General features: G+C 63.3%; 25 protein-coding genes and 1 tRNA gene. 12 read left to right on the top strand and 14 right to left on the bottom strand.

What is annotated here, in order from left to right:
- Nucleotides 1-91 precede the first annotated feature (91 nt).
- On the bottom strand, nt 92-1,432 hold the full coding sequence (locus AB7828_RS23230; protein WP_441231267.1) for a PQQ-dependent sugar dehydrogenase: 1,341 nt from the start codon (nt 1,430-1,432) through the stop codon (nt 92-94).
- 128 nt (nt 1,433-1,560) lie between these two features.
- Here AB7828_RS23230 and AB7828_RS23235 point away from each other — a divergent pair, with 128 nt between their 5' ends.
- A complete protein-coding gene (locus tag AB7828_RS23235; protein WP_441231268.1) occupies nt 1,561-2,613 on the top strand; it encodes a hypothetical protein in 1,053 nt (350 codons plus the stop codon).
- Between the two features lie 129 nt (nt 2,614-2,742).
- Nucleotides 2,743-4,188, top strand: a complete 1,446-nt coding sequence (locus AB7828_RS23240; protein ID WP_309940737.1) for an MATE family efflux transporter — start codon at nt 2,743-2,745, stop codon at nt 4,186-4,188.
- Nucleotides 4,189-4,195: 7 nt separating this feature from the next.
- On the opposite strand, the gene AB7828_RS23245 is transcribed toward AB7828_RS23240, so the two are convergent.
- The 4 genes from AB7828_RS23245 to AB7828_RS23260 are packed head-to-tail and all read right to left on the bottom strand — an operon-like array spanning nt 4,196 to nt 6,587.
- Nucleotides 4,196-4,723, bottom strand: coding sequence for a hypothetical protein (locus tag AB7828_RS23245; protein WP_441231269.1), 528 nt, complete (start codon nt 4,721-4,723; stop codon nt 4,196-4,198).
- Nucleotides 4,720-5,121, bottom strand: a complete 402-nt coding sequence (locus AB7828_RS23250; protein ID WP_441231270.1) for an SRPBCC family protein — start codon at nt 5,119-5,121, stop codon at nt 4,720-4,722. Before AB7828_RS23250 ends, AB7828_RS23245 begins: the two co-directional genes overlap by 4 nt.
- Before the next feature lie 35 nt (nt 5,122-5,156).
- Entirely contained in the window at nt 5,157-5,999 is an 843-nt protein-coding gene (locus AB7828_RS23255) for a helix-turn-helix domain-containing protein (RefSeq protein WP_441231271.1), read from the bottom strand.
- Between the two features lie 9 nt (nt 6,000-6,008).
- A complete protein-coding gene (locus tag AB7828_RS23260) occupies nt 6,009-6,587 on the bottom strand; it encodes a methylated-DNA--[protein]-cysteine S-methyltransferase (RefSeq protein WP_441231272.1) in 579 nt (192 codons plus the stop codon).
- A gap of 165 nt (nt 6,588-6,752) precedes the next feature.
- Here AB7828_RS23260 and AB7828_RS23265 point away from each other — a divergent pair.
- Together AB7828_RS23265 and corA are read left to right on the top strand one after the other, a co-directional pair.
- A tRNA-Gly gene (locus tag AB7828_RS23265) sits at nt 6,753-6,826 on the top strand.
- 110 nt (nt 6,827-6,936) lie between these two features.
- On the top strand, nt 6,937-7,944 hold the full coding sequence (corA, locus tag AB7828_RS23270) for a magnesium/cobalt transporter CorA (protein WP_089266783.1): 1,008 nt from the start codon (nt 6,937-6,939) through the stop codon (nt 7,942-7,944).
- Nucleotides 7,945-7,956: 12 nt separating this feature from the next.
- Here the strand turns inward: corA and AB7828_RS23275 are convergent, their stop codons facing one another.
- Nucleotides 7,957-9,615, bottom strand: a complete 1,659-nt coding sequence (locus tag AB7828_RS23275) for an FAD-binding dehydrogenase (RefSeq protein ID WP_441231273.1) — start codon at nt 9,613-9,615, stop codon at nt 7,957-7,959.
- 256 nt (nt 9,616-9,871) lie between these two features.
- Between AB7828_RS23275 and AB7828_RS23280 the strand changes: the two genes are divergently transcribed.
- The 3 genes from AB7828_RS23280 (at nt 9,872) to AB7828_RS23290 (ending at nt 11,361) form a co-directional block, all read left to right on the top strand.
- A complete protein-coding gene (locus tag AB7828_RS23280) occupies nt 9,872-10,330 on the top strand; it encodes a hypothetical protein (RefSeq protein ID WP_089266785.1) in 459 nt (152 codons plus the stop codon).
- A 242-nt stretch (nt 10,331-10,572) separates the two neighbouring features.
- The gene (locus tag AB7828_RS23285; RefSeq protein WP_244628370.1) at nt 10,573-10,734 is read left to right on the top strand and encodes a hypothetical protein; all 162 of its coding nucleotides are present in this window, start codon (nt 10,573-10,575) and stop codon (nt 10,732-10,734) included.
- Nucleotides 10,735-10,767: 33 nt separating this feature from the next.
- Nucleotides 10,768-11,361, top strand: coding sequence for an SCO family protein (locus tag AB7828_RS23290; RefSeq protein ID WP_089266787.1), 594 nt, complete (start codon nt 10,768-10,770; stop codon nt 11,359-11,361).
- Here AB7828_RS23290 and AB7828_RS23295 read toward each other — a convergent pair.
- Entirely contained in the window at nt 11,352-13,232 is a 1,881-nt protein-coding gene (locus AB7828_RS23295; protein ID WP_441231274.1) for a glycosyltransferase, read from the bottom strand. The genes AB7828_RS23290 and AB7828_RS23295 overlap by 10 nt on opposite strands.
- A gap of 211 nt (nt 13,233-13,443) precedes the next feature.
- Between AB7828_RS23295 and AB7828_RS23300 the strand changes: the two genes are divergently transcribed.
- Both AB7828_RS23300 and AB7828_RS23305 read left to right on the top strand, forming a co-directional pair.
- Entirely contained in the window at nt 13,444-14,325 is an 882-nt protein-coding gene (locus AB7828_RS23300; RefSeq protein ID WP_441231275.1) for a transporter substrate-binding domain-containing protein, read from the top strand.
- Between the two features lie 72 nt (nt 14,326-14,397).
- Complete coding sequence (locus AB7828_RS23305; protein WP_441231276.1) at nt 14,398-16,041, top strand: lysine--tRNA ligase; 1,644 nt, start codon at nt 14,398-14,400, stop codon at nt 16,039-16,041.
- Nucleotides 16,042-16,104: 63 nt separating this feature from the next.
- Here the strand turns inward: AB7828_RS23305 and AB7828_RS23310 are convergent, their stop codons facing one another.
- Both AB7828_RS23310 and AB7828_RS23315 read right to left on the bottom strand, forming a co-directional pair.
- Nucleotides 16,105-16,605 (bottom strand): SgcJ/EcaC family oxidoreductase, encoded by a 501-nt coding sequence (locus AB7828_RS23310; protein WP_441231277.1) that lies wholly within the window; start codon nt 16,603-16,605, stop codon nt 16,105-16,107.
- Between the two features lie 83 nt (nt 16,606-16,688).
- Nucleotides 16,689-17,318: a S24 family peptidase gene (locus tag AB7828_RS23315; RefSeq protein WP_089266927.1), complete on the bottom strand. Its 630-nt coding sequence runs from the start codon at nt 17,316-17,318 to the stop codon at nt 16,689-16,691.
- A gap of 237 nt (nt 17,319-17,555) precedes the next feature.
- On the opposite strand from AB7828_RS23315, the gene AB7828_RS23320 reads away from it, so the two are divergent.
- A complete protein-coding gene (locus AB7828_RS23320) occupies nt 17,556-17,900 on the top strand; it encodes a DUF952 domain-containing protein (protein WP_170849835.1) in 345 nt (114 codons plus the stop codon).
- Complete coding sequence (locus AB7828_RS23325; RefSeq protein WP_441231278.1) at nt 17,897-18,991, top strand: quinone-dependent dihydroorotate dehydrogenase; 1,095 nt, start codon at nt 17,897-17,899, stop codon at nt 18,989-18,991. The genes AB7828_RS23320 and AB7828_RS23325 overlap by 4 nt, the downstream gene beginning before the upstream one ends.
- Here the strand turns inward: AB7828_RS23325 and AB7828_RS23330 are convergent.
- The 4 genes from AB7828_RS23330 to AB7828_RS23345 form a co-directional block, all read right to left on the bottom strand.
- The gene (locus AB7828_RS23330; protein WP_441231279.1) at nt 18,966-20,315 is read right to left on the bottom strand and encodes an MATE family efflux transporter; all 1,350 of its coding nucleotides are present in this window, start codon (nt 20,313-20,315) and stop codon (nt 18,966-18,968) included. The two genes, AB7828_RS23325 and AB7828_RS23330, sit on opposite strands and share 26 nt — an antisense overlap.
- Before the next feature lie 30 nt (nt 20,316-20,345).
- Nucleotides 20,346-20,651, bottom strand: a complete 306-nt coding sequence (locus AB7828_RS23335) for a DUF6460 domain-containing protein (protein WP_068737958.1) — start codon at nt 20,649-20,651, stop codon at nt 20,346-20,348.
- Nucleotides 20,652-20,737: 86 nt separating this feature from the next.
- A complete protein-coding gene (locus tag AB7828_RS23340; protein ID WP_441231280.1) occupies nt 20,738-22,618 on the bottom strand; it encodes an ATP-dependent DNA ligase in 1,881 nt (626 codons plus the stop codon).
- On the bottom strand, nt 22,615-23,652 hold the full coding sequence (locus AB7828_RS23345; RefSeq protein ID WP_441231281.1) for a ligase-associated DNA damage response exonuclease: 1,038 nt from the start codon (nt 23,650-23,652) through the stop codon (nt 22,615-22,617). The genes AB7828_RS23340 and AB7828_RS23345 overlap by 4 nt, the downstream gene beginning before the upstream one ends.
- A gap of 74 nt (nt 23,653-23,726) precedes the next feature.
- Between AB7828_RS23345 and AB7828_RS23350 the strand changes: the two genes are divergently transcribed.
- The gene (locus tag AB7828_RS23350; protein WP_441231282.1) at nt 23,727-24,659 is read left to right on the top strand and encodes a methyltransferase domain-containing protein; all 933 of its coding nucleotides are present in this window, start codon (nt 23,727-23,729) and stop codon (nt 24,657-24,659) included.
- Between the two features lie 128 nt (nt 24,660-24,787).
- Here the strand turns inward: AB7828_RS23350 and AB7828_RS23355 are convergent, their stop codons facing one another.
- Complete coding sequence (locus AB7828_RS23355) at nt 24,788-26,194, bottom strand: outer membrane protein (protein ID WP_441231283.1); 1,407 nt, start codon at nt 26,192-26,194, stop codon at nt 24,788-24,790.
- Between the last annotated feature and the right edge of the window lie 151 nt (nt 26,195-26,345).

Here is a 26,345-nt window from a genome sequence, read left to right on the forward strand (position 1 = left end):
AAACTCAGGAAGACGTGGATGGCCGGGACATCAAGTGAAGCCCTCGCTTCGCGCTGCCCGGCCATGACGGAGCTTCGTCAGGTCTCTGGTATCACTTCAACGCTGCCGCCTTCGCGCCCGATGGCGTCACGCGCCAGATCGTATTGCCAACATCGTCAGCCACCAGCAACGCGCCCTTGCTGTCGATGCGCACGCCGACCGGGCGTCCCTGCGCTTCACCGCTGTCATTGAGGAAGCCGGTGAGCACATCCTGCGGCTTGCCCGATGGCTTGCCGTCGGTGAAGGGCACGAAGATCACCTTGTATCCGCTTTGCGGACGCCGATTCCACGAACCGTGCTGGCCTATGAAAGCGCCGTTCTTCATATTGGCCGGGAAGAGATCGCCGGTATTGAAGGTCAGGCCGAGCGACGCGGTATGCGCGCCGAGCGCGTAGTCCGGCGCGATGGCTTTGGCCACCATGTCAGGGCGGGGCGGCTGTACGCGGACATCCACATGCTGACCGTAATAGCTGTAGGGCCAACCGTAGAAGCCGCCATCCTTCACCGAGGTCATGTAGTCCGGCACAAGGTCGCTGCCGATTTCGTCGCGCTCGTTGACGGTGACCCAGAGCGCGCCGCTTTGCGGCTGCCACGATGGTCCGTTGGGATTGCGCAGACCGGATGCGAAGACGCGTGAGGCGCCGGTCGCGCGGTCGATCTCGAGCACCGCGGCGCGGTCCTTTTCGGCGTCCATGCCATTCTCGCCAACATTGCTGTTGGAGCCGACGGTTGCATAGAGTTTCGTGCCGTCGGGGCTCGCCGTGAGATCCTTGGTCCAGTGGTGATTGATCGGGCCGCCGGGCAGGTCAACCACCTTCACGGCTGGCGTCGTGATCCTGGTATCATTGGTTCTGTAGGGAAACTTCACCACAGCATCGGCATTGGCGACGAAGAATTCGTCGCCGACCAGCACCATACCGAAGGGTGAGTTGAGCCCTTCGAGAAACGCTGTCTTCGTCTCGGCAACGCCATCGCCGTCCGCGTCGCGCAGCAGCGAAATGCGATTTGCTGTCGGTGTGCCAGCGCCAGCATGGCCCATCACTATCTTCATGACCCAGCCCTTGATGCCCTTGCCATCTTCCGGTTTCGGCGGCGCATTGCTTTCTGCCACCAGCACGTCGCCATTGGGCAACACGTAGACCGTGCGTGGATGATCGAGCCCGCGCGCAAAAGTGTTGACCGTCATGCCGTCCGCAGCCTTCGGCTTGGCACCGGCGGGCCAGCCGACCGCCTTCGAGACATTGACGGTCGGGATCAGCGACTTGTTGGGCTCGACAAGCTTCGGCGACGCTCCGAAATCCTCGCCTGATGCGATGGTGGATTGTTCGTTGCATCCGGCCAGCGGCAGCGCCAGAGCGACGAGGCAGGCCGAAAGCAGGAATTTCTGGCGCATGGAATGTCCTTGTGACTGAAACGATCTAATGCGGCCAATGCAGGAACGTTCGACCTCCCTGCATGAATTTCATGTGAAGCTAGAGTGATGCGCGGCTATGGTCCTTCCCAATAATCAGGGAAGAAACGATGACCGGACCGACAAATACGAGCGACGAAGCCACTTGGACGCGCTGGCGTAGCGTCGCCGATCTTTATCACGCCTATTTCACCGGCCTGATCCTGACCACGGTCACGCGCCGCGGCACGGCAGACGCCGCGGAATTCATGTTTCGGATCTTCCGCCGGCAGCAGCAGGAGCGCTTCCTGCCCGGCCTCGCAAAGCTCGGTCTGTCCGGCCTGCCACCCGCGGTCGCTGCGGCCCAGTATCACTATCTCTCGAACTGGATCGGCGGCGTGTCGGTCGAGTACATGGTTGAGAGTGACCGCAAGGCCTGGATCCGCTATCCGCCGCCGCGCTGGATCTGGCGCGGCACGGCAATCTGCGGCGTGCCCGGCGAAGTCTCCCGCGCGATGCTGCGCGGCTGGCACGCCAACAACGGCGTCTCGCTTGGCAATTCGCGCATGGGTTTCGTCTGCACCAAGCAGAGCGTCGATGGCCAGGATGGTCTCGAAGGCTATTACTGCGAATACGACCATGATTTGGATATCGATCAGCGTCTGGTGTTCGCGCGCCATCTGGAAGCGCCGTTGTTCGATCCCGCCAAGGCACCCGCGTTGCCGGTGGATAGCTGGCCGAAAGCCCGGCTGGAAAAGGCCTATCGCAACTACGCCATGGAATATGTACGGACCGCAGCGCCTGTGGCGGTTCAACTGTTCGGCCCGGTCGATGCGGGCTATTTACTGCATCTCACCGGCAAGCTGATTGGCATGCAGTATTTCGATGAGATGTCTGCGGGCTTTGGCCTGCCGCGCGGAGACGTCAAGGCCTTCGCGGAATTCCTCGGCACCCTGTTCGCAGCGCAGGACGACATCGTGGAGATCGGCAAGTCCGAGGGCCAGTTCGAGATCCGGCAGCAGAGCTGGAAATTGATGGACGGCGTCGCCGACAACAATGCCGCCTGCGCGAGGGCCTTGCAGGGGTTGGTCGAGGGCCTCGCCGCCGGATGCGGTCGCAATATACCCATCGCGATGACGCCGGCACGAGGTGGTGCGCTCCCGTTCATCTGGTCGATCGGCTAGCGCCTCGACCCCTTGATACTGCAGTGCAAATCGAACATCCCCCATGCGTGTGTCGCGCATGGCTTTGTCCGCGATCGGTGCTAGGAACGAGGTGTCCGGCAGGCAAGACCGGAAGCTCAGGGAGAATGCATGTCGGACGCTGTCGTCGCCGAACCCCGATTGGTCGATGCCGACAAGCAGCCGCTTCCGAGCCTGAAGGCGCCCGCCAAAAATCCCCTGCTGGATCATCCCATTCTGCCGACCATCCTGCGGCTGGCCTGGCCCAATGTCATCGCGCTGACGGCAGGCGCCGTTGTCGTTATTTTCGAGACCACCTATGTCGGCCGGCTCGGCACCGAAGCATTGGCGGCGATGGCGCTGGTGTTTCCATTCGTGATGCTGACCATGACCATGTCCGGCGGCGCCATGGGCGGTGGCGTGTCCTCAGCCATCGCGCGCGCGCTCGGCGCCGGCGACCGCGCGCGCGCCGATACGCTGGCGGGCCATGCGCTGCTGATCGCCATCTGCTTCGGCCTCACCTTCACGGTCGGCATGCTGACCTTCGGCTCCATGCTGCTGCAACTGCTTGGTGGCCGCGGCAATGTGCTGAGCCAGGCGCAGGGCTACATCACCGTCTTCTTCGCTGGTGGCGTGATCCCGTGGCTGCTGAATACCTTCGCGGCGATCCTGCGCGGCACCGGCAACATGAAGATGCCCTCCGCCATGCAGATGGCGGGGGCCGCCTTGCAGGTGGTTCTCGGTGGCGTGCTGGGCCTCGGCTTCGGTCCGATCCCGCAATTCGGCATGCCCGGCGTCGCGGCGGGCACGCTGATTGCATTCACGATCGGCACAGGCGTCATGGGCTGGTATGTCTTTTCCGGTCGTGCGCGAGTCCGGCCTCAGATCAAGGGCTTCCGCATTCAGCGCGGAATGTTCTTCGATATTCTGAAAGTGGGTGCCATCGCCTGTTTCAATCCGCTACAGGGCGTTCTGACTCTCCTGATTTTCACCCATATGCTGGCGCAATACGGCACCGCGGTGCTGGCCGGCTACGGCATCGGTGCGCGGCTCGAATTCATGCTGAGCACGCTGGCTTTCGCGGTGGGTATCGCCTCGGTGCCGATCGTCGGCATGGCAATCGGCGCTGGCCGCATCGCGCGTGCGCGCCGCGTGACCTGGACTGGCAGCGTGATCGCCTTCGGTGTTGTCGGTCTGCTCGGCACACTGATCGCGATCTTCCCCGATGCCTGGGTCAATATGTTCACCAATGATGCCGGTGTGCGTGCGGCAAGCCGGACCTATCTGGCCACCTGTGCGCCAATGTATGCCTTTCTGGGGCTGTCCACGGTGGCCTATTTTGCCTCGCAGGGCGCCGCCAAGGTGCTCGGCCCGGTGCTAGCGCAAACCGCGCGGCTGGTCTTCGTCAGCGTTGGAGGCTGGTGGCTGCTGTCTATCGATGCCTCGGCCACAAGCTTCTTCTGGCTTGCTGCTGCGTCCATGGTGCTGCTCGGCGTGCTGTCGGCACTCAGCGTGCTGCTGACGCCGTGGGGACCGAAGGCCGGTCCCGTGCCCGAGATCCGGCCGGAGCTCGTCTGAGCAGTTTCTAGCCGACGCGCGTCGCAGTAAATTCCACATCGCGCCGCCACGTCGCGCCGTCGTCACGCGAGGTCTCGCCGCGCCATAGAAACGAGCGCGGCGTAATCTGCGAGAAGCTCCAGCGGATCGGGCGTCCGTCATTGTCGCGGCCGAGCTGGACGATGTCGTTGCCCTGTTTGCGGCCGGTCATGGTGAGAAAATTCTGCATCACCGGATCGGTCCACTGGATCTGCCACGCATCGATGCGCGGATCGTAGATCCGCAGCGTGCTTCCATACGAGTAGGCATTCGTTGCGGCGTCGCCGTCGCGCAAACGGCCGCGCGGCGGCACGATCCAGACATCCTGGATGGCACGGCCTTCCAGCACCCAGCCGAAATGCCATTCGCCCTTGCGCCGGCGCTCTCCGCCGTCCGGCATATACCTGACCACATCGAGATCCCAGGCGCCGATCAGCCAGCCATAGAGATCCATCTGGCCGATGCGATCCGGGGCAGGACCGTCCGCTGCGAGCGCATCGAGAAACGATGCAGTCATCGCGCGGCTTTCCCGAACTGGGTCTGCATCGCCGCCAGGCCCAGATCCATCTGCTCGCTCATGTAAGGCGCGATCTCGTTCGGCAGCACGTCGGCGATCCAGACGAACCGGCAGCGCGCATCGCCATCGGCAAACACCTGCGCTGACGCACTGTGCTGGCTGATCCGCTCGTTGACGATGGCATAGACGAGGCGCCGTCGGTCGTGGTCGCAGGTGACCAGTCTTTCGCGTGCGACGGATCCATTGGCGAACGTCACGATACGCGCGTCGCCGTCCAGCTTTGTGTCGGTGACGAACCCCGGCACCAGCCGGGTGTGCAGCGCGCCGAAGTCGGCCAGTGCGGACCAGACGTCGCCGGCCGGTGCGCCGAGGAAAATCTCTTTGTGAATCGATGCCATGCTGTGCCTCCCGGTTGATCAGGACGGCAAGCTACTCAGTGCACGGCCAGCCGTTCTTGGAAAATCTTGCGGTCGCCGCGGGAAGCCTGTCGAAATGCGCGGGGCGAGACGCCGGCAGCGCGATGGAAGCTGCGCACGAAATTCGAGAGATCGCCGAAGCCGACATCGAAGGCGATGTCGGTGATGGCGCGGTCTTCCTCGACCAGCAGGTTTGCAGCCTGCCGCAGCCGCGCGCGCACCAGATACTGGTGCGGTGTCACGCCGAGCACATTCCTGAACAAGCGCAGGAAATGAAACGGACTCAATCCGGCCTGACGGGCGGCCGCATCGAGATCGATCTCCTCGCTGGCATGGGCGTCGATCCACAGCGCGGCCTCGACCGCGCGCCGGCGATCCCGTGCATTGCCATTTACACGCCTGCGCGGCTCGCCCGAGACGACGTCGACAAAGCGCGCCGCAAAGGCATGACCGATCTCATCGAGCCCGAGATCGCTGTGCGCCTCTGCGCTGGCCTGCGCGAGCTCGCCCAGCACCATCAATTCGGCGCGCGGCGCGATGGCGCCCTGCTGCCAGATGTCCCTGGCGTCGCCGACGGTGTCGATCAGCTCAGGCGCGAAGGAGAATGAAAGGCACTCGTCGCCAGAGCCATGATGCTCGTGATGGCAGGTATATTCGTCGCCGGGGTGCCCGATCAGCAGCGCGCCGGCGATGAGTTCGTGCGATTGCCCGCGGCAGCGACAGCCGAAACTGCCCTTGCGAACATAGGAGAGCGAATGGCCGGCGTGCTGTTCGGAAAACGGCTGGTCGTCCGGACCCGCCGTACAGCGATAGTCCGTGACGGTGATCGCGTTGCTCTGGAACAGTGTTGTTGCCTGCATGGGCTGAATTTAGCCCTGCGGGCGCGGTGGGGCAACCGACAGCAGGGCATCGAACAGGGTGGTCGTCCGGCCCGCCAGCGCGCCCTCGATCGAGAGCAGCCGCGACTTGGTGATGATGCCGCCATTGCCGGCAAAGCCGCTGGTCTGGCCCGCAACGGCCAATGCGCGGTGGCATGGCACGAGGATCGCAAACGGATTGCGCGCGATGGCTTGCCCGACCGAATAGACAGCGCCGCTGGCGCCGAGCTTGGCCGCGATCTCCGCATGGGTGCGGGTCTCGCCGCGCGGGATCATCCGAATGGCCTCATAGACGCGGCAATTGAACAGCGGCAGGCCATGCATGTCGACGGGGACATCGACGAGGTCGACGGCTTGCCCGCGCAGCAGCGCAACGATGCCCTCGATGGCGTAGCCGACATCGGCGGGCGGCCGGAATTCGCGCGCATCGGGAAATTGCTGCAGCAGGCGGCGCCGGGTCTCGATCTCGCGCGCTTCCGGCAATTGCACGCCAACAATGCCGGCATCGCCCCATGCGATACCGCATCGGCCCACCGACGTGTCGAAGGTTGTGTATCCGTGCCCAGCCATCCCGAAGGCGATGTTAGCAGGCGAATTGAAACCGTCATCTGGAATCTTTGAGCGGTGACCTTTCGGAGGGCGCGGCCGGGTGTGCGGCGCAAGGAACTGTAACCGGCTGCCATCAATCCGCTTGGCGGATCGGCCGGTCTCGGCTAGATCAGATGGCGCGACGATGCGGGCGTAGTTCAATGGTAGAACGGCAGCTTCCCAAGCTGCATACGAGGGTTCGATTCCCTCCGTCCGCTCCAGCCCCCTCATTCATTCCAGATGATCGGTGCCGCATGGCGATTGAACGGTTTGGCAGTCCCGCCGTTCTTCAAAGGCGCCCGTTGCTGTTCGCACAACACAAGGTTCTTGCATGACGTTTCCCCTCTCAGCTGCAACCGCTGGCAATGTCCCCGGCGTTGTCGCCTCCAGCGTCTATGCCAATGGCCGCCGTGTTGCGGATATCCCCGTCGAGGAGGCGGGCGTCTGGGCGCAGAAGCCGGGCCATGTCGTCTGGATCGGACTGTTTGAACCGTCCCTTGAACTGCTCGAGAAACTGCGCGCGCAATTCGATCTGCATCCGCTCGCCATCGAGGACGCGCTGAAGTCGCATCAGCATCCCAAGGTGGAGCAGTATGGCGAGGCGCTCTTCATCGTCGCGCGAACGGCGCAGCTGGTCGATCAGACTGTTGCTTTCGGCGAGACGCATATCTTCTTGGGTAAAGGCTACGTCGTGTCCGTGCGCCATGGCGCCTCGACGTCCTATGCGTCTGTCCGCGAGCGATGCGAGGCTTGCCCGACAAACCTGACGCACGGCGAAGACTACATCCTCTACGCAATTCTCGATTTCATCGTCGACAACTATCGTCCAGTCATCGAATCCATCCTGTCAGAGATCGACGAGCTCGAGGATGGTGTCCTGCACCGCATGCTGACGCGGGCCGAATTCGAGCGGCTCTACAAGCTGCGCCGCGAGCTATTGCGCCTTCGTCGCGCGGTCGGACCGCTGGTCGATGTCTGTCACCGACTCGAACATATCGATATCCTGTTCATCGACGATGACATGAAGCCGCTGTTCCGCGACGTGCTGGATCACGTCAAACGCGCGGAAGAAGATATCGATTCGCTGCGCGAAGTGCTGGCCTTTGCCTTTGAAGCCAGCTTGATGTCAGGGCAGTCGCAGCAGACCGAGATTACCCGCCGGCTTGCGGCCTGGGCGGCGATCCTGGCGGTGCCGACGGCGATTGCCGGAATCTACGGCATGAATTTCGAACACATGCCGGAGCTGAAATGGGCTTACGGTTATTACGTGGTGCTGGGCGGCATCGCCGCGATCTGCGGTTACCTGTATACCCGCTTCAAGCGCAACGGATGGCTGTGAGCGGGAGACCGATCACCCCACCGCCTTCGCCGCTGCGCGCCCGGCGGTGCGACCCGTGAACAGACAGCCGCCGAGAAACGTGCCTTCCAGCGAGCGATAGCCGTGCATGCCGCCGCCGCCGAAGCCGGCAGCTTCACCGACCGCGTAAAGGCCAGGCATGATCTGGCCGTTGCTGCCGAACACGCGCGAGTCCAGATCGGTCTCGAAGCCGCCCAGCGTCTTGCGCGTCAGGATGTTGAGCCGCACGGCGATCAGTGGGCCCTGTGCGGGGTCGAGAATGCGATGCGGTTTCGCGGTTCGGATCAGGCGGTCGCCGATATATTTGCGCGCATTGTGGATGTTCATCACCTGCGCATCCTTGACGTAGGGATTGGCCATGGTGCGGTCACGCGCCTCGATCTGCGTGCGGATCTCGTCGAGCTTCAGCAGATTGTCGCCGGTCAGCGCATTCATGGCGCTGACGAGGTCGTCGAGATTGTCGCGCACCACGAAGTCGATGCCGTGATCCTTGAAGGCTTCGACCGGCGCCGGCGCGCCCTTATTGGTGGCGCGGCGCGCGGTCATCAGCCAGCTCTTGCCGGTGAGATCGGGATTCTGCTCGGAGCCCGAGAGCGCAAACTCTTTCTTGATGATCGCCTGCGTCAGCACGAACCATGAATAATCATAGCCGGTGGACTGGATGTATTGCAGTTGGCCGAGCGTGTCGGAGCCGGGAAACAGCGGCGCCGGCAGCCGCTTGCCGGTGGCGTCGAACCACATCGACGACGGGCCGGGCAGAATGCGTATGCCGTGTTTCGGCCAGATCGGATTCCAGTTCTCGATGCCCTCGACATAATGCCACATGCGGTCGCGATTGATCAGCCGCGCACCGGCGGCTTCCGTGATGCCCATCATGCGACCGTCGACATGGGCGGGCACACCAGAGATCATGCGCTTCGGCGGTTCGCCGAGGCGCTTCGGCCAGTTCTGCCGCACCAGATCATGATTGCCGCCGATGCCGCCGGAGGCAACGATCACGGCTTGCGCGCGCAGCGAGAAGTCGCCGATCACATTGCGCGAACTGCTTTCGCCGCGCTCTGTGTTGGACGGTTCGAGAATCGCGCCGCTCACGCCATCGACAGTTCCGTTGGTGACGCTGAGCGCATCGACGCGATGGCGGAACCTGAAGCTCAGCAGACCCTTCTTCTGCGCCTCGCGCGCACGCCGCTCGAACGGCTCGACGATGCCGGGGCCAGTGCCCCAGGTGACATGAAAGCGCGGAACCGAATTGCCGTGGCCCATCGCGTCATAGCCGCCGCGCTCGGCCCAGCCGACCACGGGAAACACACGGTGCCCCATGGCGCGCAGCCAGTCGCGTTTCTCGCCGGCGGCGAAAGCGACATAGGCTTCGGCCCAGCGCCGTGGCCAGAGGTCCTCATCACGATCGAAACCGGCCGTGCCCTGCCAGTCCTGCATCGCCAGGTCATAAGAGTCTTTGATGCCAAGGCGCCGCAGTTCCGGAGAGTCGACGAAGAACAAACCGCCGAACGACCAGAACGCCTGGCCGCCGAGATTCTGCTCGCCTTCCTGATCGACCACGACAACGCGCTTGCCAGCGTCGGCAATTTCCGTGGCCGCAACGAGGCCCGCGAGTCCGCCGCCGACGACGATGACATCCGCATCAACGGCCATACTGTTTCCCCCATTTTGTTAATGGAGATTGAAGTCGGCGCGGGAACTTTGGTCAACGGAAATTGCGCGTGAAGGGCGGCGCTGTTTCAGATTGATACCGCGAGGGAACGAGGTGCATCCCGCGCGCAACACTCGATTTGAATCGCATTGGAAGCGTCATGCTCGTCTGGACAAAGCCACGATCTGGCAACACGCTGACGATGCCCTGCATCACCAGGGCGCTCAGATTCGGGATCGACAGGTTTTGGGGCTGGACATGAAGTTCGTTACGGGTTTGCTGGCGGCGGTCTTGCTGTTCGCGGGCGTCGGGGCAAGTCACGCGGTGGTTCGGATCGCGGATGATCGTGGCGGACGGATCGGAACCTATGTCGACAGATATCAGGGATTGCGCACTTCCGGCGAAACCGTGATCATCGATGGCCTGTGCGCCTCGGCCTGCACGATCGTGCTTGGCGCGGTTCCGCGTGACCGGATCTGCGTCACCTCCAATGCCAATCTCGGCTTTCATGCGGCCTGGGACATGGGTGCCAATGGTCGCGCGGTGACCAATCCGGAAGCCACCCAGATGCTGTATTCGATGTATCCGACGCAGATCCGGCGCTGGATCTCCAAACGCGGCGGGCTGAAGACGCAGATGATCTTCCTGCGCGGCCGCCAGCTGATGGGCATGTACAAGCCCTGTTACATGGATGCTCACGCCTCCAGCGCGCGCTAGAGCGTTTTCGAGCGAAGTGGATGCCGGTTCGCGTCAAGAAAACGCGTCAGAACAAAAAGCTAAAGGCCGATCTGGTTTTTATTCCATCAGCATGACGTGATGCTCTGCGGCGCCGGGGGCGCTTGCCCGCGCCGTCATCTCAGCCTATCTGGAACCTGGATGGCGGGCTCTTGAATGATCTCGGGCCTTCGCCGTTCTGAGATCGTCTGATGGTGCAGCCTTTATTGACGCCTAAGAGCCCGATGCCCGCGTCCGAGCCGCCGTCACGGCTTGCGTCGGTCATTGTCGCATCGGCCGCTGCGTTCGCAGCGCTCCTTCTGGTGGGTGCAATCGGGCTGTGGGCACATTACGGCACGGCCGTATTTTTCGAGATGATCAAGACCGGCATCGCCGCCTGCATGTGATCGGCTGCCAAAGGGCAATTCAGGGAACATTCCATGACTGATCGAACCACCCGGCCGCTGGTCATTATTGCTGCCTTCGCCGGCAGCCTCGCGGCGGGATTGCTGGTCGTGCTGTGGCTGACGGGCGGTTTCCGCAATGTCGCCGCACCGGCCTCGATCGGCGGTCCGTTCCAGCTCACCGATCAGTCCGGCCAGACCGTCACCGAGCAGAGCCTGAAGGGCAAGCCGACGCTGGTCTTCTTCGGCTTCACCCATTGCCCGGACATCTGCCCGACCTCGCTGTTCGAAATGTCGGAAGTGCTGCGCGCGATGGGCAAGGACGCCGATCGTATCAATACCTATTTCGTCTCGGTCGATCCCGAGCGCGATACGGCACCGATCATGAAGGAATATCTGTCGAGCTTCGATCCGCATCTGAAGGGTTTGACCGGTACGCCTGATGCGGTGGCGAAGGTGATTTCCGGCTACCGTGTCTATGCCAAGAAGGTGCCGACCAAGGACGGTGACTATACGATGGATCACACCGCGCTGATCTATCTGATGGACCGCGACGGCAATTTCGTCGCGCCGTTCAACCTCAAGCGCAAGCCGGAAGAAGCGGCCACGGATCTCAAGCGCTATCTCTGAGGTCGCCTGCGGTTCGCTGCCATCGTGCCGGTCCGATGCACGAGACCGTGCTCGGTCTTTTCCCAGTGATGGCGCCGGGTCCAGAATTGCCACAGCGCGCGCCAGGTCGCGATCGAGAGACATCCCCAATAAATCGGCGTCAGGGCCAGGATCCAGCCGTCGCGCAGACGGCCGCGGCGCATCAGGCCGGTGAGGCCCAGGATGCAGGTCGCGATGAAGCCGCAGGCGATAGCCAGCACGTGCAGTGACGACAGCCGGTCGCCAAGCAGCAGGGTGCTATCGGCAAGCAGCAGGCAGGCGATAAGTTTGACGACCAGCACCGTAAAAGCCAGCGACGTCAGGATATTGCCGCCGAAGACGATGTTGAGTGCGAGGAATCCCCGCGCACCGGCTTCGTCCCACAGTTTTCGGGGATCGCGCATATGCACGGCCCAGGTCTGCATCCAGCCCTTCATCCAGCGTGAGCGTTGTCGCAGCCACGCGCCGAACGCGATCGGTGCTTCCTCAAGCGTGACCGATGGAATGGTCACCGAGCGATAGCCCAGCCGCGCCAGGCGAATCCCGAGGTCGGCATCTTCCGTGACGTTATAGGCGTCCCAGCCGCCGATGCGGCGCAAGGTGTCCGTGCGGAAATGATTGGAGGTGCCGCCGAGGGGCAGTGGCATGCCCAATGCGACCAGTCCGGGCAGGAAGACCGCGAACAGCCCGGCATATTCGACTGCCGCCATGCGTGACAGCAGGCTGTGCGTCAGATTGTCGAAATGCAGCCCGGCCTGAATGCAGGCGACGTCGTCGTTATGCTGGCGAAACATGCCGAGCGCGGCGCGCAATTGGCCGGGGTCGGGATCGTCTTCGGCATCGAACACCGTCAGAAAGCTGCCGCGGACGAAGGGAAGTGCAACATTCAGCGCCTTCGGCTTAGTTTTCGGACCCGTCGCCTGTGCGATCAGGACTTGAACCTGCGGCCCCCGCCGGGCTCTGGCAACGGCGGCGCGGGTCCGCAGATCGTCGGGCTCAAGCACCAGAATGATGTCGAGTTTTTCGGAGGGATAGTCGAGCCTTTGCAGGGATCGCAACAGACCCGGAACGGACGTTTCCTCGCGATAGAGCGCGACGACCACCGAGTAGATCGGTAGTTGGTCGTCGCGCAAAGGCGGAAACCGTTGCTCCGGTTGCGGCGGCACCAGCACGCAAGTCAGCCTGAGAAGCGAAAAGGCGAGAAACCAGATCGCCGCCAGGCCGCCGATCAGATCCATCGCCAGCGTCGGATACAGAAGCGCGAGAACCGCGCATACCAGCAGCAGAATCGCTGGCTGCAATCCTCTGCGCCAACCGATGATCGACTTGGCCGACATGGCAGGTCGCGTCTGCAGCAGGCCTTCGGCGGCGATATCCGAAAGCGCGTCGCCGGTCTGCTCGGTCAGATATTGATGCAGGTGACGCCGCGTGGTCAGCCGAATGCGCGCGATCAGCGATGGATATGTGGTGGAGAAACGTGTCAGGCGTCGTGCTGTAAAAGCACGCGGCGCGACGACCCAGTTGAGTGTGTCATTCTTCTGGAGGGGCAGGATGCCGAACTCTGCGATCTCCGGAAGATCGGCATCAGCCAGGGGGCAGTGAGCGCGCCCGACTGTCGAGAGATCGTCGAAGCCTATGCCAAGGTGGCGGGCCAGATGCGCGACATACGTCTCCTCGGTGATGACGCCCCATTGGATCAGGATCTGATCGGCGCCCAGATTGAGCTCGCGGCTCCGTCGCTCCGCGGCGTGCAGAAGCGGGACCGGGAGTATGCCGCGCAGGCAGTCGAGTTCGCTGGCTGGTTCCGCGCGCCGGTCCGACCCGTCTCGCTCCGGCATGGGGAAGGAGGTCATCCTGCCGATCGGCAGAGGAGGAGAGCGTAGCGCGGCGGCCGGCTGGCGCGAAACGCGCGGCCGATGACCCCGGGAAGATTGCTGCACCCCCATGCAACGCCCTCACACCACAAACGCTACTCGCGTCTCGCGCCGGATGGTCTATAAGACCGCGATCCGGAAGCACCCTATGCAACCACAGATGGTTAATTCCCGCAACCAAATACCGCTGATGAAGTGTCGCGCAACTGCGCTGACCCTTGGCGCTTTGCTGGCCGCATGGATGTCGCTGTTTTCGGCCGCACCGGCTTCGGCGCAGACGTCGGCTCCGGCTGTGAGCCAGCCCGGTCCGCAGGCCGTGCCGGGCTTCTGGGATCCGCGTCGCCGTCCGGACCGGCCGGACCTGTCGCGCATCACCGTGATCCGCTTCCTGACCGAGACCGACTACCCGCCGTTCAACTTCACCGGCCCCGACGGCAATCCGGCGGGCTTCAACGTCGATCTCGCACGTCTTCTCTGCGAGGAGATCAAGGTCACCTGCACGGTGCAGATGCGCCGCTTCGAGACGTTGCTCGATGCCATTTCCAGCAACCGGGGCGACGCGATCATCGCCTCCATGGCGGTGACGCCGCAGATTCGCGCCCGCGTCGATTTCACCGATCCCTATTACCGTGCGCCGGCGCGCTTCGCGGCCCGCAAGAATGCGGTGATGCCGGAGATCCGCCCGGAATATCTCGAAGGCAAGAAGGTCGGCGTGATCGCGGGCTCGACCCATGAGGCCTATCTGAAGGCGATGTTCACCGATGCGGTGCTGGTGCCTTTTCCAAGCGACGATGCGCTACGCCAGGCGCTGAAACGCAGCGAGGTCGATTTCATCTTCGGCGATGCGATCTCGTTCGCCTTCTGGATCAATGGCAGCGATTCCGCCGATTGTTGCGCCTTCAGCGGCGGCCCCTTCATCGAAAGCCGTTTCTTCGGCGAGGGCATCGGCATCGCCGTCCGCAAAGGCAACGACACGCTGCGCCAGGCGCTGAACTGGGCCCTGTTCCGGGTCTGGGAGAAAGGCCGCTACACCGATTTGTGGCTGCGTTATTTCTCGGTCAGCCCGTTCTGAATTTTCTCATCCCGCGGTTTGGCATTTCGGTGCGGAGCCGCTAGGTTCCGCGGCCCGGAGGCCCAAAACACGATGTCCACGCTAGACCCCACCATGAGCCCGAGCGAGCTGCGCGCGCTCGCCGAGACTTCCAACGCCTGGCCGTTCGAGCAGGCGAAGGCGCTGGTGGCGCGTCTGAAGAAAACGCCGAAAGACGAAGTGCTGTTCGAGACCGGCTACGGTCCGTCGGGCCTGCCGCATATCGGCACCTTCGGCGAAGTCGCGCGCACCACCATGGTGCGCCACGCCTTCCGCGTACTCACCGAGGACAAGATCAAGACCCGGCTGATTGCCTTCTCGGACGACATGGACGGCCTGCGCAAGGTGCCGGACAATGTGCCGAACAAGGACATGCTGGCCGCGCATCTCGGCAAGCCGCTGACGCGGGTGCCGGATCCGTTCTCGAACGAATATCCGTCCTTCGGTGCGGCCAACAATGCACGGCTGCGCGTCTTCCTGGATCAGTTCGGCTTCGACTACGAATTCGCTTCGTCGACCGACTACTACACATCCGGCCGGTTCGACGCGACGCTGCTGAAGATGCTCGCAGTCTATGACAAGGTCATGGACATCATCCTGCCGACCCTCGGCCCGGATCGCCGCGCGACCTATTCGCCGTTCCTTCCCATTAGCAAGACCACTGGCGTCGTGTTGCAAGTGCCGATGATTCGCCGCGACGTTGCCGCCGGCACCATCACCTATGTCGATCCTGACACTAACGAAGAAGTCACGACGCCGGTCACCGGCGGCAATGTGAAGTGCCAGTGGAAGGCCGACTGGGCGATGCGCTGGGCGGCGCTCGGCATCGACTATGAAATGGCCGGCAAGGATCTCATCGATTCCGTAAAGCTGTCGGGCAAGATCTGCGCGGCGCTCGGCGGCACGCCGCCGGAAGGCTTCAACTATGAGCTCTTCCTCGACGACAAGGGCGGCAAGATCTCCAAGTCGAAGGGCAACGGCCTGACCATCGACGAGTGGCTGCGCTACGCGTCGCCGGAGTCATTGTCGCTGTTCATGTATCGCGAACCGAAGGCGGCCAAGCGGCTGTTCTTCGACGTGATTCCGCGCAATGTCGACGAGTACCAGCAATTCGTCGAAGGCTATGCAAAGCAGGATCCCAAGCAGCGCCTGTCCAATCCGGCCTGGCATATCCATGCCGGCGATCCGCCGGTGGCGGACATGCCGGTCACGTTCCAGCTCCTGCTGACGCTGGTGTCGTCGTCGAATGCCGAGAATGCCGAAACCCTGTGGGGCTTCATCCGGCGTTATCGGCCGGGCGTCTCCGCGGCGACGCATCCGCGGCTCGACGCGATGGTCGGCTATGCCATCAACTACTATCGGGACTTCGTGGCGCCGACCAAGACGTTCCGCGAGCCCACTGATGTCGAGCGCGTGGCGCTGCAGGATCTGCGCGATGCCCTCTCGCAACTGCCGGCGGAGGCCACGCCGGAAGACATCCAGAACGCGGTCTATGAGATCGGCCGCCGCGAGCCGTTCCTCGATCACAAGAAGCTCGCCAAGGATGGCCGGCCCGGGGTCTCGCTCGACTGGTTCAACATGCTGTACCAGGTGCTGCTCGGCCAGGAGAAGGGCCCGCGCTTCGGGTCCTTCGTCGCGGTCTATGGCGTGCAGAATGCGATCAACATGATCGACGGCGCGCTGGCGCGCTCGGCCTGAGGCTTACACCCAACGAAACGTCAAAGGCGCGCTTCCTGACGGAGCGCGCCTTTTTCTTGATGCCTATTTTGGCGCTGCTGCCGGCGTGACAGGCTCCGGCATTGCCGACGAGTGGTGATGCGCGATCAGCCATTTCTTGTCGCGGTAGACATAGACATAGCTGTAGCGGGCCTTGACGATTTGCGTATCGCTGGGGGATTTTCCGGACAGTGTGAAGGTGTAGGTGCCGACGTCGGATGCCATGTTGCAGCCGATCTTGACGGTGCGCGTGTCGATCTTGCCTTGCGGGTGCTTCTTCAGAAAATCCACGAAGTAGCTCTGGATCGACGCGCTGTCGGTGCGCGGCGTGTTCGACACCGTCGGCAGCAGCACCGCGTCCGAGGCGTAATTGGCGGTGACCTTGGCGGGGTCGAGCGTTGCGAGCGAGGCATTCCAGCGGTCGAATAGCGCTTCGAGCTGCTTTGTCGTGACGACCGCGCAGGTCATGGGCTTCGCATGTGCGAGAGAACCTGCGCTAACGAGGGCCAGCGCGATCGCGCCGGCAACGATTGTTCTGGTTTTCATGGCGCCACCGAAGGTTGCGAGTTTCGGATAGGGAACTCGCATAGATCATTCGGTGGCCGGACGCCAGTCCAGAGTGTGTTCGGTTACTGGCTCGCCCAGACGATGCGCGCGATCCAGGCGATGTCGGCGGCCGGAAAGCTGCGGTCGACATGGTTCGGATTGAGCGACTGCAGCTCGATGATCTTCGTGGTTCGGCGCTTCAATTCCTTCGCCATCACCTCGCCGTCCTTGGTCTTGACCACGACGCGGTCGCCTTTGCGGATCTGCGCTTCAGGCGAGACGACGATGATGTCGCCGTCGCGATAAGCGGGCTTCATCGAGTCGCCAGAGATCTTCAGCGCATAAGCGTGCTCGTCATTCACCGACGGCAGGCCCACTTCGTCCCAGCCCTTGCTGCCGGCGGGAAAACCCGCGTCGTCGAAGTAACCGCCATGGCCGGCCTGTGCGAAGCCGAGCAGCGGCACCGACTGCACGATGCGCTTGGTGCCTTCGATCAGCGTGACGAAGCTGTCGATGGTCACGCCGGTTGCGGTCAGCGCCTTCGAGACCGACTCCGTCGACGGCCAGCGCTCGCGGCCGTCGTTGGTGATGCGCTTGGATTTGTTGAAGGTCGTGGCGTCGAGCCCCGCCTTCTTCGCAAGGCCGGAGGGTGACATGCCGTTGCGCTCTGCGAGGCGGTCGAGGGCGTTCCAGATCTGGGCGTGCGAGAGCATCATCGGTTTCGGTCCCTTGGCCCGGATTTCTGCGGGGCGGTGAATCGTGGCGAAATCTAGGAATTATTGCCGTGAATGCACGGATTTCGCAACAGGCATTTGAAAAAAATGTGCAGCCTTGAAGTGGAGGGGGGGCGCCGATACGGTCGACTGTCGGCTCCAGCCATCGAATCCCGCGACTGGGCGTCCACACCACATCGAAAACAGCTGATTCAACCAAATTGGAAGTCTGGGCGGTTGCGCACCATCTATAAAATCTGTCCGGCCTCGAGCTGGCGCGAGGCCGAGCGCCAGGGCACCTATCGCGGCAGCGCCGACGATGCCCGGGACGGCTTCATCCACTTCTCGACCGCGGCACAGCTCCCCGAGACGCTCCGGAAGTACTATTTCGGCCAGACCGGCCTGTTTCTGGTCGCTGTGGACGCAGACGCACTCGGTGACGACCTGCGCTGGGAGCCATCCCGCGGCGGCGATCTGTTCCCGCATCTCTACGGCGAACTCGATCTCGGCGCCGTCACTGCCGTCATGGATCTGCGTGCGCGCTCCGACGGCAACCACGACATTCCGGAGCTCAAATCGTGATCCGCGCTTTCGATGCCTTTTCCCTGCCGATGCTGCGCATGCTCGATGCCGAAGACGCGCACCGCCTCGCGATCCGCGGGTTGCGCATGCTGCCTTACGCCCGCCCGCGGCCGGATGATCCGAAACTCGCGGTCCGTGCATTCGGTCTGAACTTTCCCAATCCGGTGGGGATCGCCGCCGGCTTCGACAAGAATGCCGAGGTGCCGGACGCGCTGCTCCGTCTCGGCTTCGGCTTCGCCGAGATCGGCTCGGTGACGCCGAAGCCGCAATCCGGCAACCCACGCCCGCGCATCTTTCGGCTGGAGCGTGACGAGGCGGTCATCAACCGGCTCGGATTCAACAATGACGGTGCGGAGGTCGTGCTGCGTCGGCTGGCTGCACGTGCGCAGAATGGCGGTATCGTCGGCGTCAATGTCGGCGCCAACAAGGATTCGCCCGATCGCACGCAGGATTATGTGCGGCTGATCGAGACCTTTGCGCCGGTGGCGAGCTATTTCACCGTCAACGTGTCATCGCCGAACACGCCGGGCCTGCGCAATCTGCAGCAGGCCGCCGAACTCGACGATCTGCTGGCGCGGGTGATCGATGCGCGTGAGCGCGTTCGCAAGAATGCGGGAGATTCTCCGGTGTTGCTGAAGATCGCGCCCGATCTCAGCCTCGCCGACCTCGACGATGTCGTCCATGTCGCGCGCTCGCGCGGCGTCGATGGCATGATCGTCGCGAACACCACGATCGGCCGTCCCTCGACCTTGCGCGAACAGGCACGCTCGAAAGAGCAGGGCGGATTGTCCGGGCGGCCCTTGTTCAGGCTGTCTACCCGCATGGTGGCGGAGACCTTCGTGCGTGTCGAAGGTGCATTTCCGCTGATCGGCGCCGGCGGCATCGACGGCGGCGGTGCGGCGCTCACCAAGATTCGCGCGGGTGCGAGCCTGATCCAGCTCTATTCGGCGCTGGTCTATAAAGGCGTCGGCCTTGTCGACAGCATCAAGGCTGACCTGTCCTCGACGCTGCTGCGCACCGGCCGTGATTCACTGTCGGAAATCGTCGGCGCCGATGCGGCGACGATCACAGCGGAAGACTGGCCGGCGTAAGCCAGGCCTGCTGCGGAAACGACTGTCGCAGCAGGGCTGGATGACGCAGCGCCTGCAACGCGCCGCGCGACAGCATGAACACCAGAAACGCGAGCCATAGTCCGGTATTGCCAAGGCTGGCCAGTGCGAACCATGCGGCGATGTAAATCGCTAACGCCAGCAGCATCAGGTTGCGCATGTCGCGCGCCCACGATGCGCCGATATAGATGCCGTCATAGGCGTAAGCGAGGACGCCACAGGCGGGCGCCAGCGCTGCCAGCAGCATGTAATTCCGCGCAGCGAGCCGAACTTCGGGGCTGGTGGTGATGAAATCGATCAGCGCGCCGCCGAACAGCACGAATAGTAACGTGACAGCGATGCCGAATGCCGTGCTCCAGATCAGGACGAGCTTTACGGCCCGGGAAAACTGCTTGCGGTCGCGAGCGCCGGTGCCCTGACCGCAGAGTTGCTCGGCGGCGGTGGCGATGCCGTCGAGGAAGAACGAACCGATCATGACGAAGTTGTTGAGCACTGCATTGGCAGCCAGGGTCAGGTCGCCTGCACGGGCGCCCTGCGCCGTGAAGAAGAGAAATGCAGCAATCAGTGCTGCCGTACGGATCATGATGTCGCGATTGACTGCGAACAACCGTAGTAGCCGGATGCGATCGAACAGGATCGCGCGCGGCACATCGATGCGGCGGCCCAGGATTTTCCAAATGGCGATGAGGCCGGCGAGAAAGCCCGCGGTTTCCGCGATCACCGTGGCCAGTGCTGCGCCGCTGACGCCAAAGTCGAATTGCAGGACCAGCAGGGAGGTGAGTGCCATGTTGGCGAGATTGATGCCGACCTGCAGTGCCAGAGCGATCCCGGTGCGCGCCTGGCCGACCAGCCAGCCGAGAATGACGTAGTTGCCGAGCATCAGCGGCGCGGACCAGAGTCGGATGAAGAAATACTGGCGTGCGGCGGATGTGACGGCGTCGCTGCCGCCCATGATGCTGAACACCAGCGCCGCCAGCGGTGTCCGTAAGATAATCAGCGTCAGCCCGATCGCCGCTCCGAGCATCAACGCGCGCAGCAGGATAGCGCGCACCTCGATCCGGTCACCGGCGCCAAGCGCCTGTGCGGTGAAGGCAACCGTCGCCATGCGCAGAAATCCGAACAGCCAGAAAATGCAGTCGAATGCCACGGAGGCCAAAGCCACACCGCCGAGCAGGTGCGGGTCGCCAAGCCTGCCGATTGCCGCGGTCGAGACGATGCCGATCAGAGGCGTCGTCAGATTGGCCAGCATGGCCGGGCCGGCAATGGCAAAGACGCGCCTGTTGGTGACGGACAATCCCGACGACATCAATGCAGCCTGAAGCGGATGATGCGCGTCTCAGCGGCCGCGGGGGGCGCTGAACAGCCGCATGATCAGCCAGATCGGCACGACGATCACGGCGCCGAGCAGAAAGTAGCGCCAGAGGCCATTGATGGCATCGAAGCCGAGGTCATAGACCCACTGGAACAGGCGGCGGATGCTGGTGACGATGTTCCACGGATCGAAGCCGATGGCGGCGAGAACGACGCCGACCAGGATCGACAGCAGGATCAGCCGGCCGAGTACCGCCAGCGGCGAACCGCCGAGGAAGCGCGCCAGGCCGTCATTGTTGGCCGGCAAGTCCCGGGTCTCATTTGGCTGCATCATGGTCTCCTGCGCGCAAATCGCGCGCTGATCATAGGTGGTCCCACGCAAATGGGGAACCCGGCTCGTTCGTCAAGTATGGACCGTCAAGGCGTCGCAGGCTCGGGCGGCGCAATTGTGGTCTCCGCCTTCAGCATGCGCTCAAGCGTCTCCAGCCGGTCGGCCTCACGTGGCGGCTTGTCCCAGCGCAGCCGGCTGATGCGGGGAAACCGCATTGCGACCCCCGACTTGTGCCGGGGCGAGCGCGCCAGCCCTTCAAAGGCAACTTCCAGCACCAGCCCCTTGTCAGGTTCGTGGGTGACGTGGCGGACCGGGCCGAACTTCTCGGTGGTATTGCGGCGAACGAAGCGGTCGATTTGCAGCAGTTCCTCGTCGGTGAAGCCGAAATAGGCCTTGCCGACCGGCACCAGCTGGTCGCCGCTCTCGCCGGCGGTCCAGACGCCGAAGGTGTAATCCGAATAATAGGACGAGCGCTTGCCGTGGCCGCGTTGCGCATACATCAGCACCGCGTCGATGATGTGCGGATCGCGCTTCCACTTCCACCACTGGCCTTTCGGTCGGCCCGGGAGATAGGCAGAATCGCGCCGCTTCAGCATCACGCCTTCGACGGCATCGGCATCTTCGCCGGCTCCGGCACTGACAGGATCGGCACGCGCGGCGGTGAGGGCATCCCATGTTGCGAACGGGATCTGGTCGGACAGATCGATCCTGTCGTCGTCGAGCTCCGCGATGAATCTTTCCAGTTTGGTTCGTCGCTGTTCGAATGGCAGTTCGCGCAAATCCTTCTCGCCATCGCCAAGCAGGTCATAGGCGCGCAGATGAATGGGATATTCCTTCATCAGCTTCGGCGTCACGCTTTTCCGGTTCAGCCGTTGTTGCAGCACGTTGAATGACTGCACGCGCCCCTCGCGCAGGACCAGCAACTCGCCATCGATCGCGCCGGGCAGCCGCAGCGATGGCGTCAGGTCCGGGAAGCTTCCGGTGATGTCCTCGCCGGTTCGCGAATAGAGCCGCGTGACGATCCTGTCGTCATCGCCTTTGCCGCTGACCGCCTGAATCCGGATGCCATCCCATTTCCACTCCGCGACGAAATCGGACGCGTCGAGATTGGCGAAGTCGGAATCTTCGACGGCATGTGCCAGCATCACCGGGCGGAACGGCGCCGGATCGCGATTGACCGGCTTCTCCGCGCGACCTTCGAGCCAGGCGAACAATTCGCCATAGGGCGACGCAAGGCCGGGCCAGATCAGCTCGACGTCATGCGGGTCCTTGTCGCCGAGCGCCGCGGCGGCGGTCTTGGCCAGCCGCGCCGAAACGCCAATCCGCATCGCGCCGGTGACGAGCTTCAACAGAGCCCAGCGCCCGGTCTCGTCGAGCTCATCGAGCCAGCGGGTGAGTTGTGCGGGGAGTTCCGCTTTGCCGAGTGTGCGGAGTGTGGTGACGACTTCGGTGAGTGTCGGCGGTGGCGGGTTGTTGTGATGGGTGGGTGCCGCCTCATGTCGGTCGAGTTCAGTGTACCCCTCTCCCTGCCCCTCTCCCGCAAGGGGAGAGGGGACACTACTGGCGATGTTTTTCTTCGCGGTGTTACTCACCTCTCGCCCAGCACGCGGCTGCGCTCCCTCCCCCCTCCGCGCGAAGCGAAGCTTCGCTAGGGGAGAGGGGGAGCCCAAAAGTACGGCCTCTCTGTCAGCGCTAGCCTTCGGCCACATCAGCGCAACCGTCTCCGAGAGATCGCCGACATAGTCATAAGAGAGTTCAAACAACATCGGATCAGTTCGCGATGCGATGAGGTCGCGGATCAATCCAGCTTTCGCATGCTTGAACGACAGCGCACCTGTCAGCGCCGCCAGCGCGTAGCCGCGGTCGGGATCGGGCACTTCGCGGAAATAGCCCGTGATCAGCCGCAGCTTGTTGTTGCGGCCGGGTTCATAGGCCAGGCGATCGAGCAGTTCGGCGAAGCGGTTCATGCCTCGGCGCTTTCGCCAGGCGGAAGAGTCTCTTCCTCCTCGTCGCCATAGCCGATCAGCGCAAGAGGCCGCGCGGTCAGGCCTTTGCTCTGGCACCAATGCACCAGCGCGTCTTCCTGGCCATGGGTCACCCAGATCTCGTCCGCGCCAGTGGCGCCGATTGTTGCGATCAGACCGTCCCAATCGGCGTGATCCGAAATCACTAGCGGCAGCTCGACGCCGCGTTGCCGCGCACGGGCACGCACGCGCATCCAGCCGGACGCAAAGGCGGTGACTGGATCGGGAAAGCGCCGCGTCCACACGTCCGACGTGGCCGATGGCGGCGCCAGCGTGATGGTGCCGGCGAGATCCGCTTTCCTGACGCCCTTCACCGGGCGCAAGTCGCCAAGATCGATGCCGCGGCTCTGATAGTAGTGCGTGATCTTCTCCATCGCGCCATGCAGATAGATCGGCGCATCATAGCCGGCCTGGCGGATCAGCTTGATGACCCGCTGCGCCTTTCCCAGCGAATAGGCGCCGACCAGATGCGCGCGCTCCGGAAACAGCGCGACCGAGGCCAGCAGCTTCTTCACCTCGTCGGCGGCATCGCCATGACGGAATACCGGAAGCCCGAATGTCGCTTCGGTGATGAAGACGTCGCAGGGCACCACTTCGAACGGCGTGCAGGTCGGATCATGGGCGTCCTTGTAATCGCCGGACGCGACGATGCAGATGTCCTTGCAGGTCACCGCCATCTGCGCCGATCCCAGCACATGCCCGGCCGGATGGCAGGACACCGTGACATCGCCGAGCTTGACCGTCTCGCCATAGGCGATCGCCTGCGTGCTGCCGGCGAAATTATCGCCATAGCGCAGCCGCATCATATCGAGGGTCTCTTGCGTCGCCAGCACTGCGCCATGGCCGGGGCGGGCATGGTCAGAATGGCCGTGGGTGATCACGGCGCGGTCGACCGGTCTGACCGGGTCGATATGGAAGCCGCCCGGTTTGCAGCAAAGGCCGGCGGGAACCGGGATAAGGATGTCTTGCGGACGCATCTCGGTTATATAGGTCCGCCTTGGGTTGGTTCGAGTCATCCTGCGAACGCCCCGCCCTCCGATCGGTTCCCACCATGCCCGCGCGCTTGTTCATGTCATCCGGCGATATGAACGCCGACCGGCGTTTCGACTATGCGCGCGACCTGCAGGTGCAGGGCGATCTGGTGGCGGCGGCCGATCTGTTCGAGCAGGCCACTGATTTGGCGCCGGGCTTTGCCACCGCATGGTTCGTGCTCGGGGAGGTCCGGGAGCAGCTGGGTGACACCGCCGCCGCCATCGCCGCGTTTCGCCGCGCGCAGGCCAGCGATCCCGGTGATCGCAACGGTGCTGGTCTGCGGTTGATGCGGCTCGGCGCTGACGATCTCTCGGCCATGCCGGCGACCTATGTGACGGCGCTGTTCAATCAATATGCGCCCAAGTTCGACGCCGCTCTGGTCGATACGCTCGGCTATCGCGGACCAGCGGTCCTGTTGGGCGCCGTGCGTGCGGCCTGCGCTGCGACGGATAGGGCGATGCTCTTCCCCCGCGCCATCGATCTCGGTTGCGGCACCGGGCTGGCGGCCGGCGCTTTTGCTGCCTGCACCGGAGCCATCATCGGCATCGACCTGTCGTCGCGCATGATCGAGCGCGCTCATGCCACCGGGCTTTACGCCGAGCTTGAAGTGGCCGAGATCGTCGAGGGTTTGTGCCGCCGGTCAGATAGCAGTGTCGAGCTGGTCATCGCCGCCGACGTGCTGATCTATCTGCACGACCTTGCGCCGGTTTTGCGAGAAGCTACGCGCGTGCTGGTTCCAGACGGGCTGCTCGCCTTCACGGCCGAGACCCATGACGGCGACGGTGTCGCTCTCGGCGCGGGCTTGCGTTATGCGCAGAGCGAAGATCATCTGCGCGGCCTGATCGCAGCTGCTGGCCTGGCGCTCATTCATCTTGAGCACGTTTCGTCTCGCACGGAACGCGGCGCTGCCGCACCAGGACTGGTGGCCGTCGCGATCAAGCGTCGGCTTTAACGCCGTCGGGGTCAGCCAGGGCTCCTTGCAATGACGGCCGGCAATAACGTCGGTGAGCGCCAGGCGTCCTACCAATAAAAACCCCGGCCGCGAGGCCGGGGTTTTGCGTTTCAGCGATGTCACCAGGATCAGTACTTCGCAACGACCGGGCTGTTGAAGTGATAGTTCAGCCCGGTGCGGAAGATGTGTTCGGAGACGTTGGTCGTGATGGTCGTGGTGTTGATCAGGTTCGAGGTCGAACCAAGGTCGACATAGAGATATTCCGTCTTCGAGGTCCAGCTCGGGCCGAACAGGCCAAGCAGGGTGAACGGCGTCTCGATGCCGGCGCCCGCGGTCCAGCCGCTCCGGGTGGTCGAAGCATTGAGCTGCACGACGCCGTCTTCGCTGGCCTTGGTCTTCACGCCGCCATAGGCGTAACCGCCGGTGGCATAGAACAGCGTCGAACCGACCGAGTAGCCGAGACGGCCGCGTACGGTGCCAAACCAGGGCAGCTTGGCGTCGAACGGGACGTCGCCCAGGCCAATGGCCGTCTTGTTGTCGCGCTGGCTGGAGGCCTGGATGTCGGTTTCCAGACCGTAGACCCAGTTCGCCATCTGCCAGTTGTAACCCAGCTGTACGCCGCCATTGATGCCATCGGGAGCGAGGTTGAAAGCATCGTAGGAAGGTAAGTCACCAAGGCCGTCACCGGCTTTGGAGACCGAGGTGCGGTCGCGTCCGATGCCCGAGCCGACATTGCCGCCGAGATACCAGCCGGTCCAGTTCGCTGCGGGCGCTGGCACATAGGTGCTGTTGTTGCCGCCAATGCGATAGTTCAGGCCGACGCGAAACAGATTCTCGCGCAGTTCAGTGGTGGTGGTCTGCGGAAACGTGCCGAGCACCATCACCTGATCGGTCTTGTTGCCGAGGTTGAGATAGAGGTACTCGATCTTGCCGGTCCAGTTGCCGCCGAGAGATGCCTCGACGCCGCTGCCAACGGTCCAGCCGCCCTGGACGCGGCTCGTAGCCAGGGCAGGAAAGCCCAGGGAGGTGGTGGTGGTGGTGACGTTGCCATAGGCATAGCCGCCGGTCACATAGCTGAGCACCGGACCCGTTGCCAGACCGACGCGGCCGCGCACCGTGCCGAACCAGTCGATTTTCTGGCTGTAGGTGTCCTGCGGCGCCAGCGGAAAGGCGCCGTTGTTCAGCAACGGATAGCTGTCCTTCAACTCGCCGCCCTGGATGTCCGCTTCGACGCCGTAGACCAGCGGGCCGAACATGGAGCCGGTCTGCCAGTTGTAGCCGATCTGGCCGCCGCCGAATCCGCCAGCGGGCTGCAGATAGGTCGAGGTGGCTGAGCCGGGAGTGATGGGGTCGTTGTTTTGCAGCCGATCCCGGCCGACGCCGTAGCCCGCGTTCACGCCCATGTAGAAGCCGGTCCAGTCATAAACCGCTGTTACTGGCACCTTGTAGTAGGGCGCCTTCGCGGCCATGTCGGCGGCTTGCGCACCGGCGGTCAGTGCGAGCAGTGCCGCGGCGGTGAGGCGAAGGGTTTTCATGATGGGATCCAGTTCAGGTTTCTGGCCGAACTATGAAGGGGTAACAGAATGCTGTCTGCAGCCGTGCGACCAAGAAATTGCGGTATTTGGATATTGGGTTCCTTGTGGTTAATTTTCTCGGAACAGCGTTGTTCAGGACGCAAACAAAAAC

It is taken from the genome of Tardiphaga sp. 215_C5_N2_1 (genome assembly GCF_052076055.1).
Classification (GTDB): Bacteria; Pseudomonadota; Alphaproteobacteria; order Rhizobiales; family Xanthobacteraceae; genus Tardiphaga; species Tardiphaga robiniae.

Excerpts from the sequence above, each read along its gene's own strand:
- AB7828_RS23230 (WP_441231267.1), bottom strand. The coding sequence starts at position 1,432 with ATGCGCCAGAAATTCCTGCTTTCGGCCTGCCTCGTCGCTCTGGCGCTG.
- AB7828_RS23275 (WP_441231273.1), bottom strand. The coding sequence starts at position 9,615 with ATGGCCGTTGATGCGGATGTCATCGTCGTCGGCGGCGGACTCGCGGGC.
- AB7828_RS23305 (WP_441231276.1), top strand. The coding sequence starts at position 14,398 with ATGTCCACGCTAGACCCCACCATGAGCCCGAGCGAGCTGCGCGCGCTC.
- AB7828_RS23315 (WP_089266927.1), bottom strand. The coding sequence starts at position 17,318 with ATGCTCTCGCACGCCCAGATCTGGAACGCCCTCGACCGCCTCGCAGAG.
- AB7828_RS23290 (WP_089266787.1), top strand. The coding sequence starts at position 10,768 with ATGACTGATCGAACCACCCGGCCGCTGGTCATTATTGCTGCCTTCGCC.
- AB7828_RS23330 (WP_441231279.1), bottom strand. The coding sequence starts at position 20,315 with ATGTCGTCGGGATTGTCCGTCACCAACAGGCGCGTCTTTGCCATTGCC.
- AB7828_RS23300 (WP_441231275.1), top strand. The coding sequence starts at position 13,444 with ATGAAGTGTCGCGCAACTGCGCTGACCCTTGGCGCTTTGCTGGCCGCA.
- AB7828_RS23235 (WP_441231268.1), top strand. The coding sequence starts at position 1,561 with ATGACCGGACCGACAAATACGAGCGACGAAGCCACTTGGACGCGCTGG.
- AB7828_RS23250 (WP_441231270.1), bottom strand. The coding sequence starts at position 5,121 with ATGGCATCGATTCACAAAGAGATTTTCCTCGGCGCACCGGCCGGCGAC.
- corA (WP_089266783.1), top strand. The coding sequence starts at position 6,937 with ATGACGTTTCCCCTCTCAGCTGCAACCGCTGGCAATGTCCCCGGCGTT.
- AB7828_RS23280 (WP_089266785.1), top strand. The coding sequence starts at position 9,872 with ATGAAGTTCGTTACGGGTTTGCTGGCGGCGGTCTTGCTGTTCGCGGGC.
- AB7828_RS23345 (WP_441231281.1), bottom strand. The coding sequence starts at position 23,652 with ATGCGTCCGCAAGACATCCTTATCCCGGTTCCCGCCGGCCTTTGCTGC.
- AB7828_RS23255 (WP_441231271.1), bottom strand. The coding sequence starts at position 5,999 with ATGCAGGCAACAACACTGTTCCAGAGCAACGCGATCACCGTCACGGAC.
- AB7828_RS23350 (WP_441231282.1), top strand. The coding sequence starts at position 23,727 with ATGCCCGCGCGCTTGTTCATGTCATCCGGCGATATGAACGCCGACCGG.
- AB7828_RS23245 (WP_441231269.1), bottom strand. The coding sequence starts at position 4,723 with ATGACTGCATCGTTTCTCGATGCGCTCGCAGCGGACGGTCCTGCCCCG.
- AB7828_RS23340 (WP_441231280.1), bottom strand. The coding sequence starts at position 22,618 with ATGAACCGCTTCGCCGAACTGCTCGATCGCCTGGCCTATGAACCCGGC.
- AB7828_RS23310 (WP_441231277.1), bottom strand. The coding sequence starts at position 16,605 with ATGAAAACCAGAACAATCGTTGCCGGCGCGATCGCGCTGGCCCTCGTT.
- AB7828_RS23285 (WP_244628370.1), top strand. The coding sequence starts at position 10,573 with ATGCCCGCGTCCGAGCCGCCGTCACGGCTTGCGTCGGTCATTGTCGCA.
- AB7828_RS23335 (WP_068737958.1), bottom strand. The coding sequence starts at position 20,651 with ATGCAGCCAAATGAGACCCGGGACTTGCCGGCCAACAATGACGGCCTG.
- AB7828_RS23295 (WP_441231274.1), bottom strand. The coding sequence starts at position 13,232 with ATGACCTCCTTCCCCATGCCGGAGCGAGACGGGTCGGACCGGCGCGCG.
- AB7828_RS23355 (WP_441231283.1), bottom strand. The coding sequence starts at position 26,194 with ATGAAAACCCTTCGCCTCACCGCCGCGGCACTGCTCGCACTGACCGCC.
- AB7828_RS23260 (WP_441231272.1), bottom strand. The coding sequence starts at position 6,587 with ATGGCTGGGCACGGATACACAACCTTCGACACGTCGGTGGGCCGATGC.
- AB7828_RS23240 (WP_309940737.1), top strand. The coding sequence starts at position 2,743 with ATGTCGGACGCTGTCGTCGCCGAACCCCGATTGGTCGATGCCGACAAG.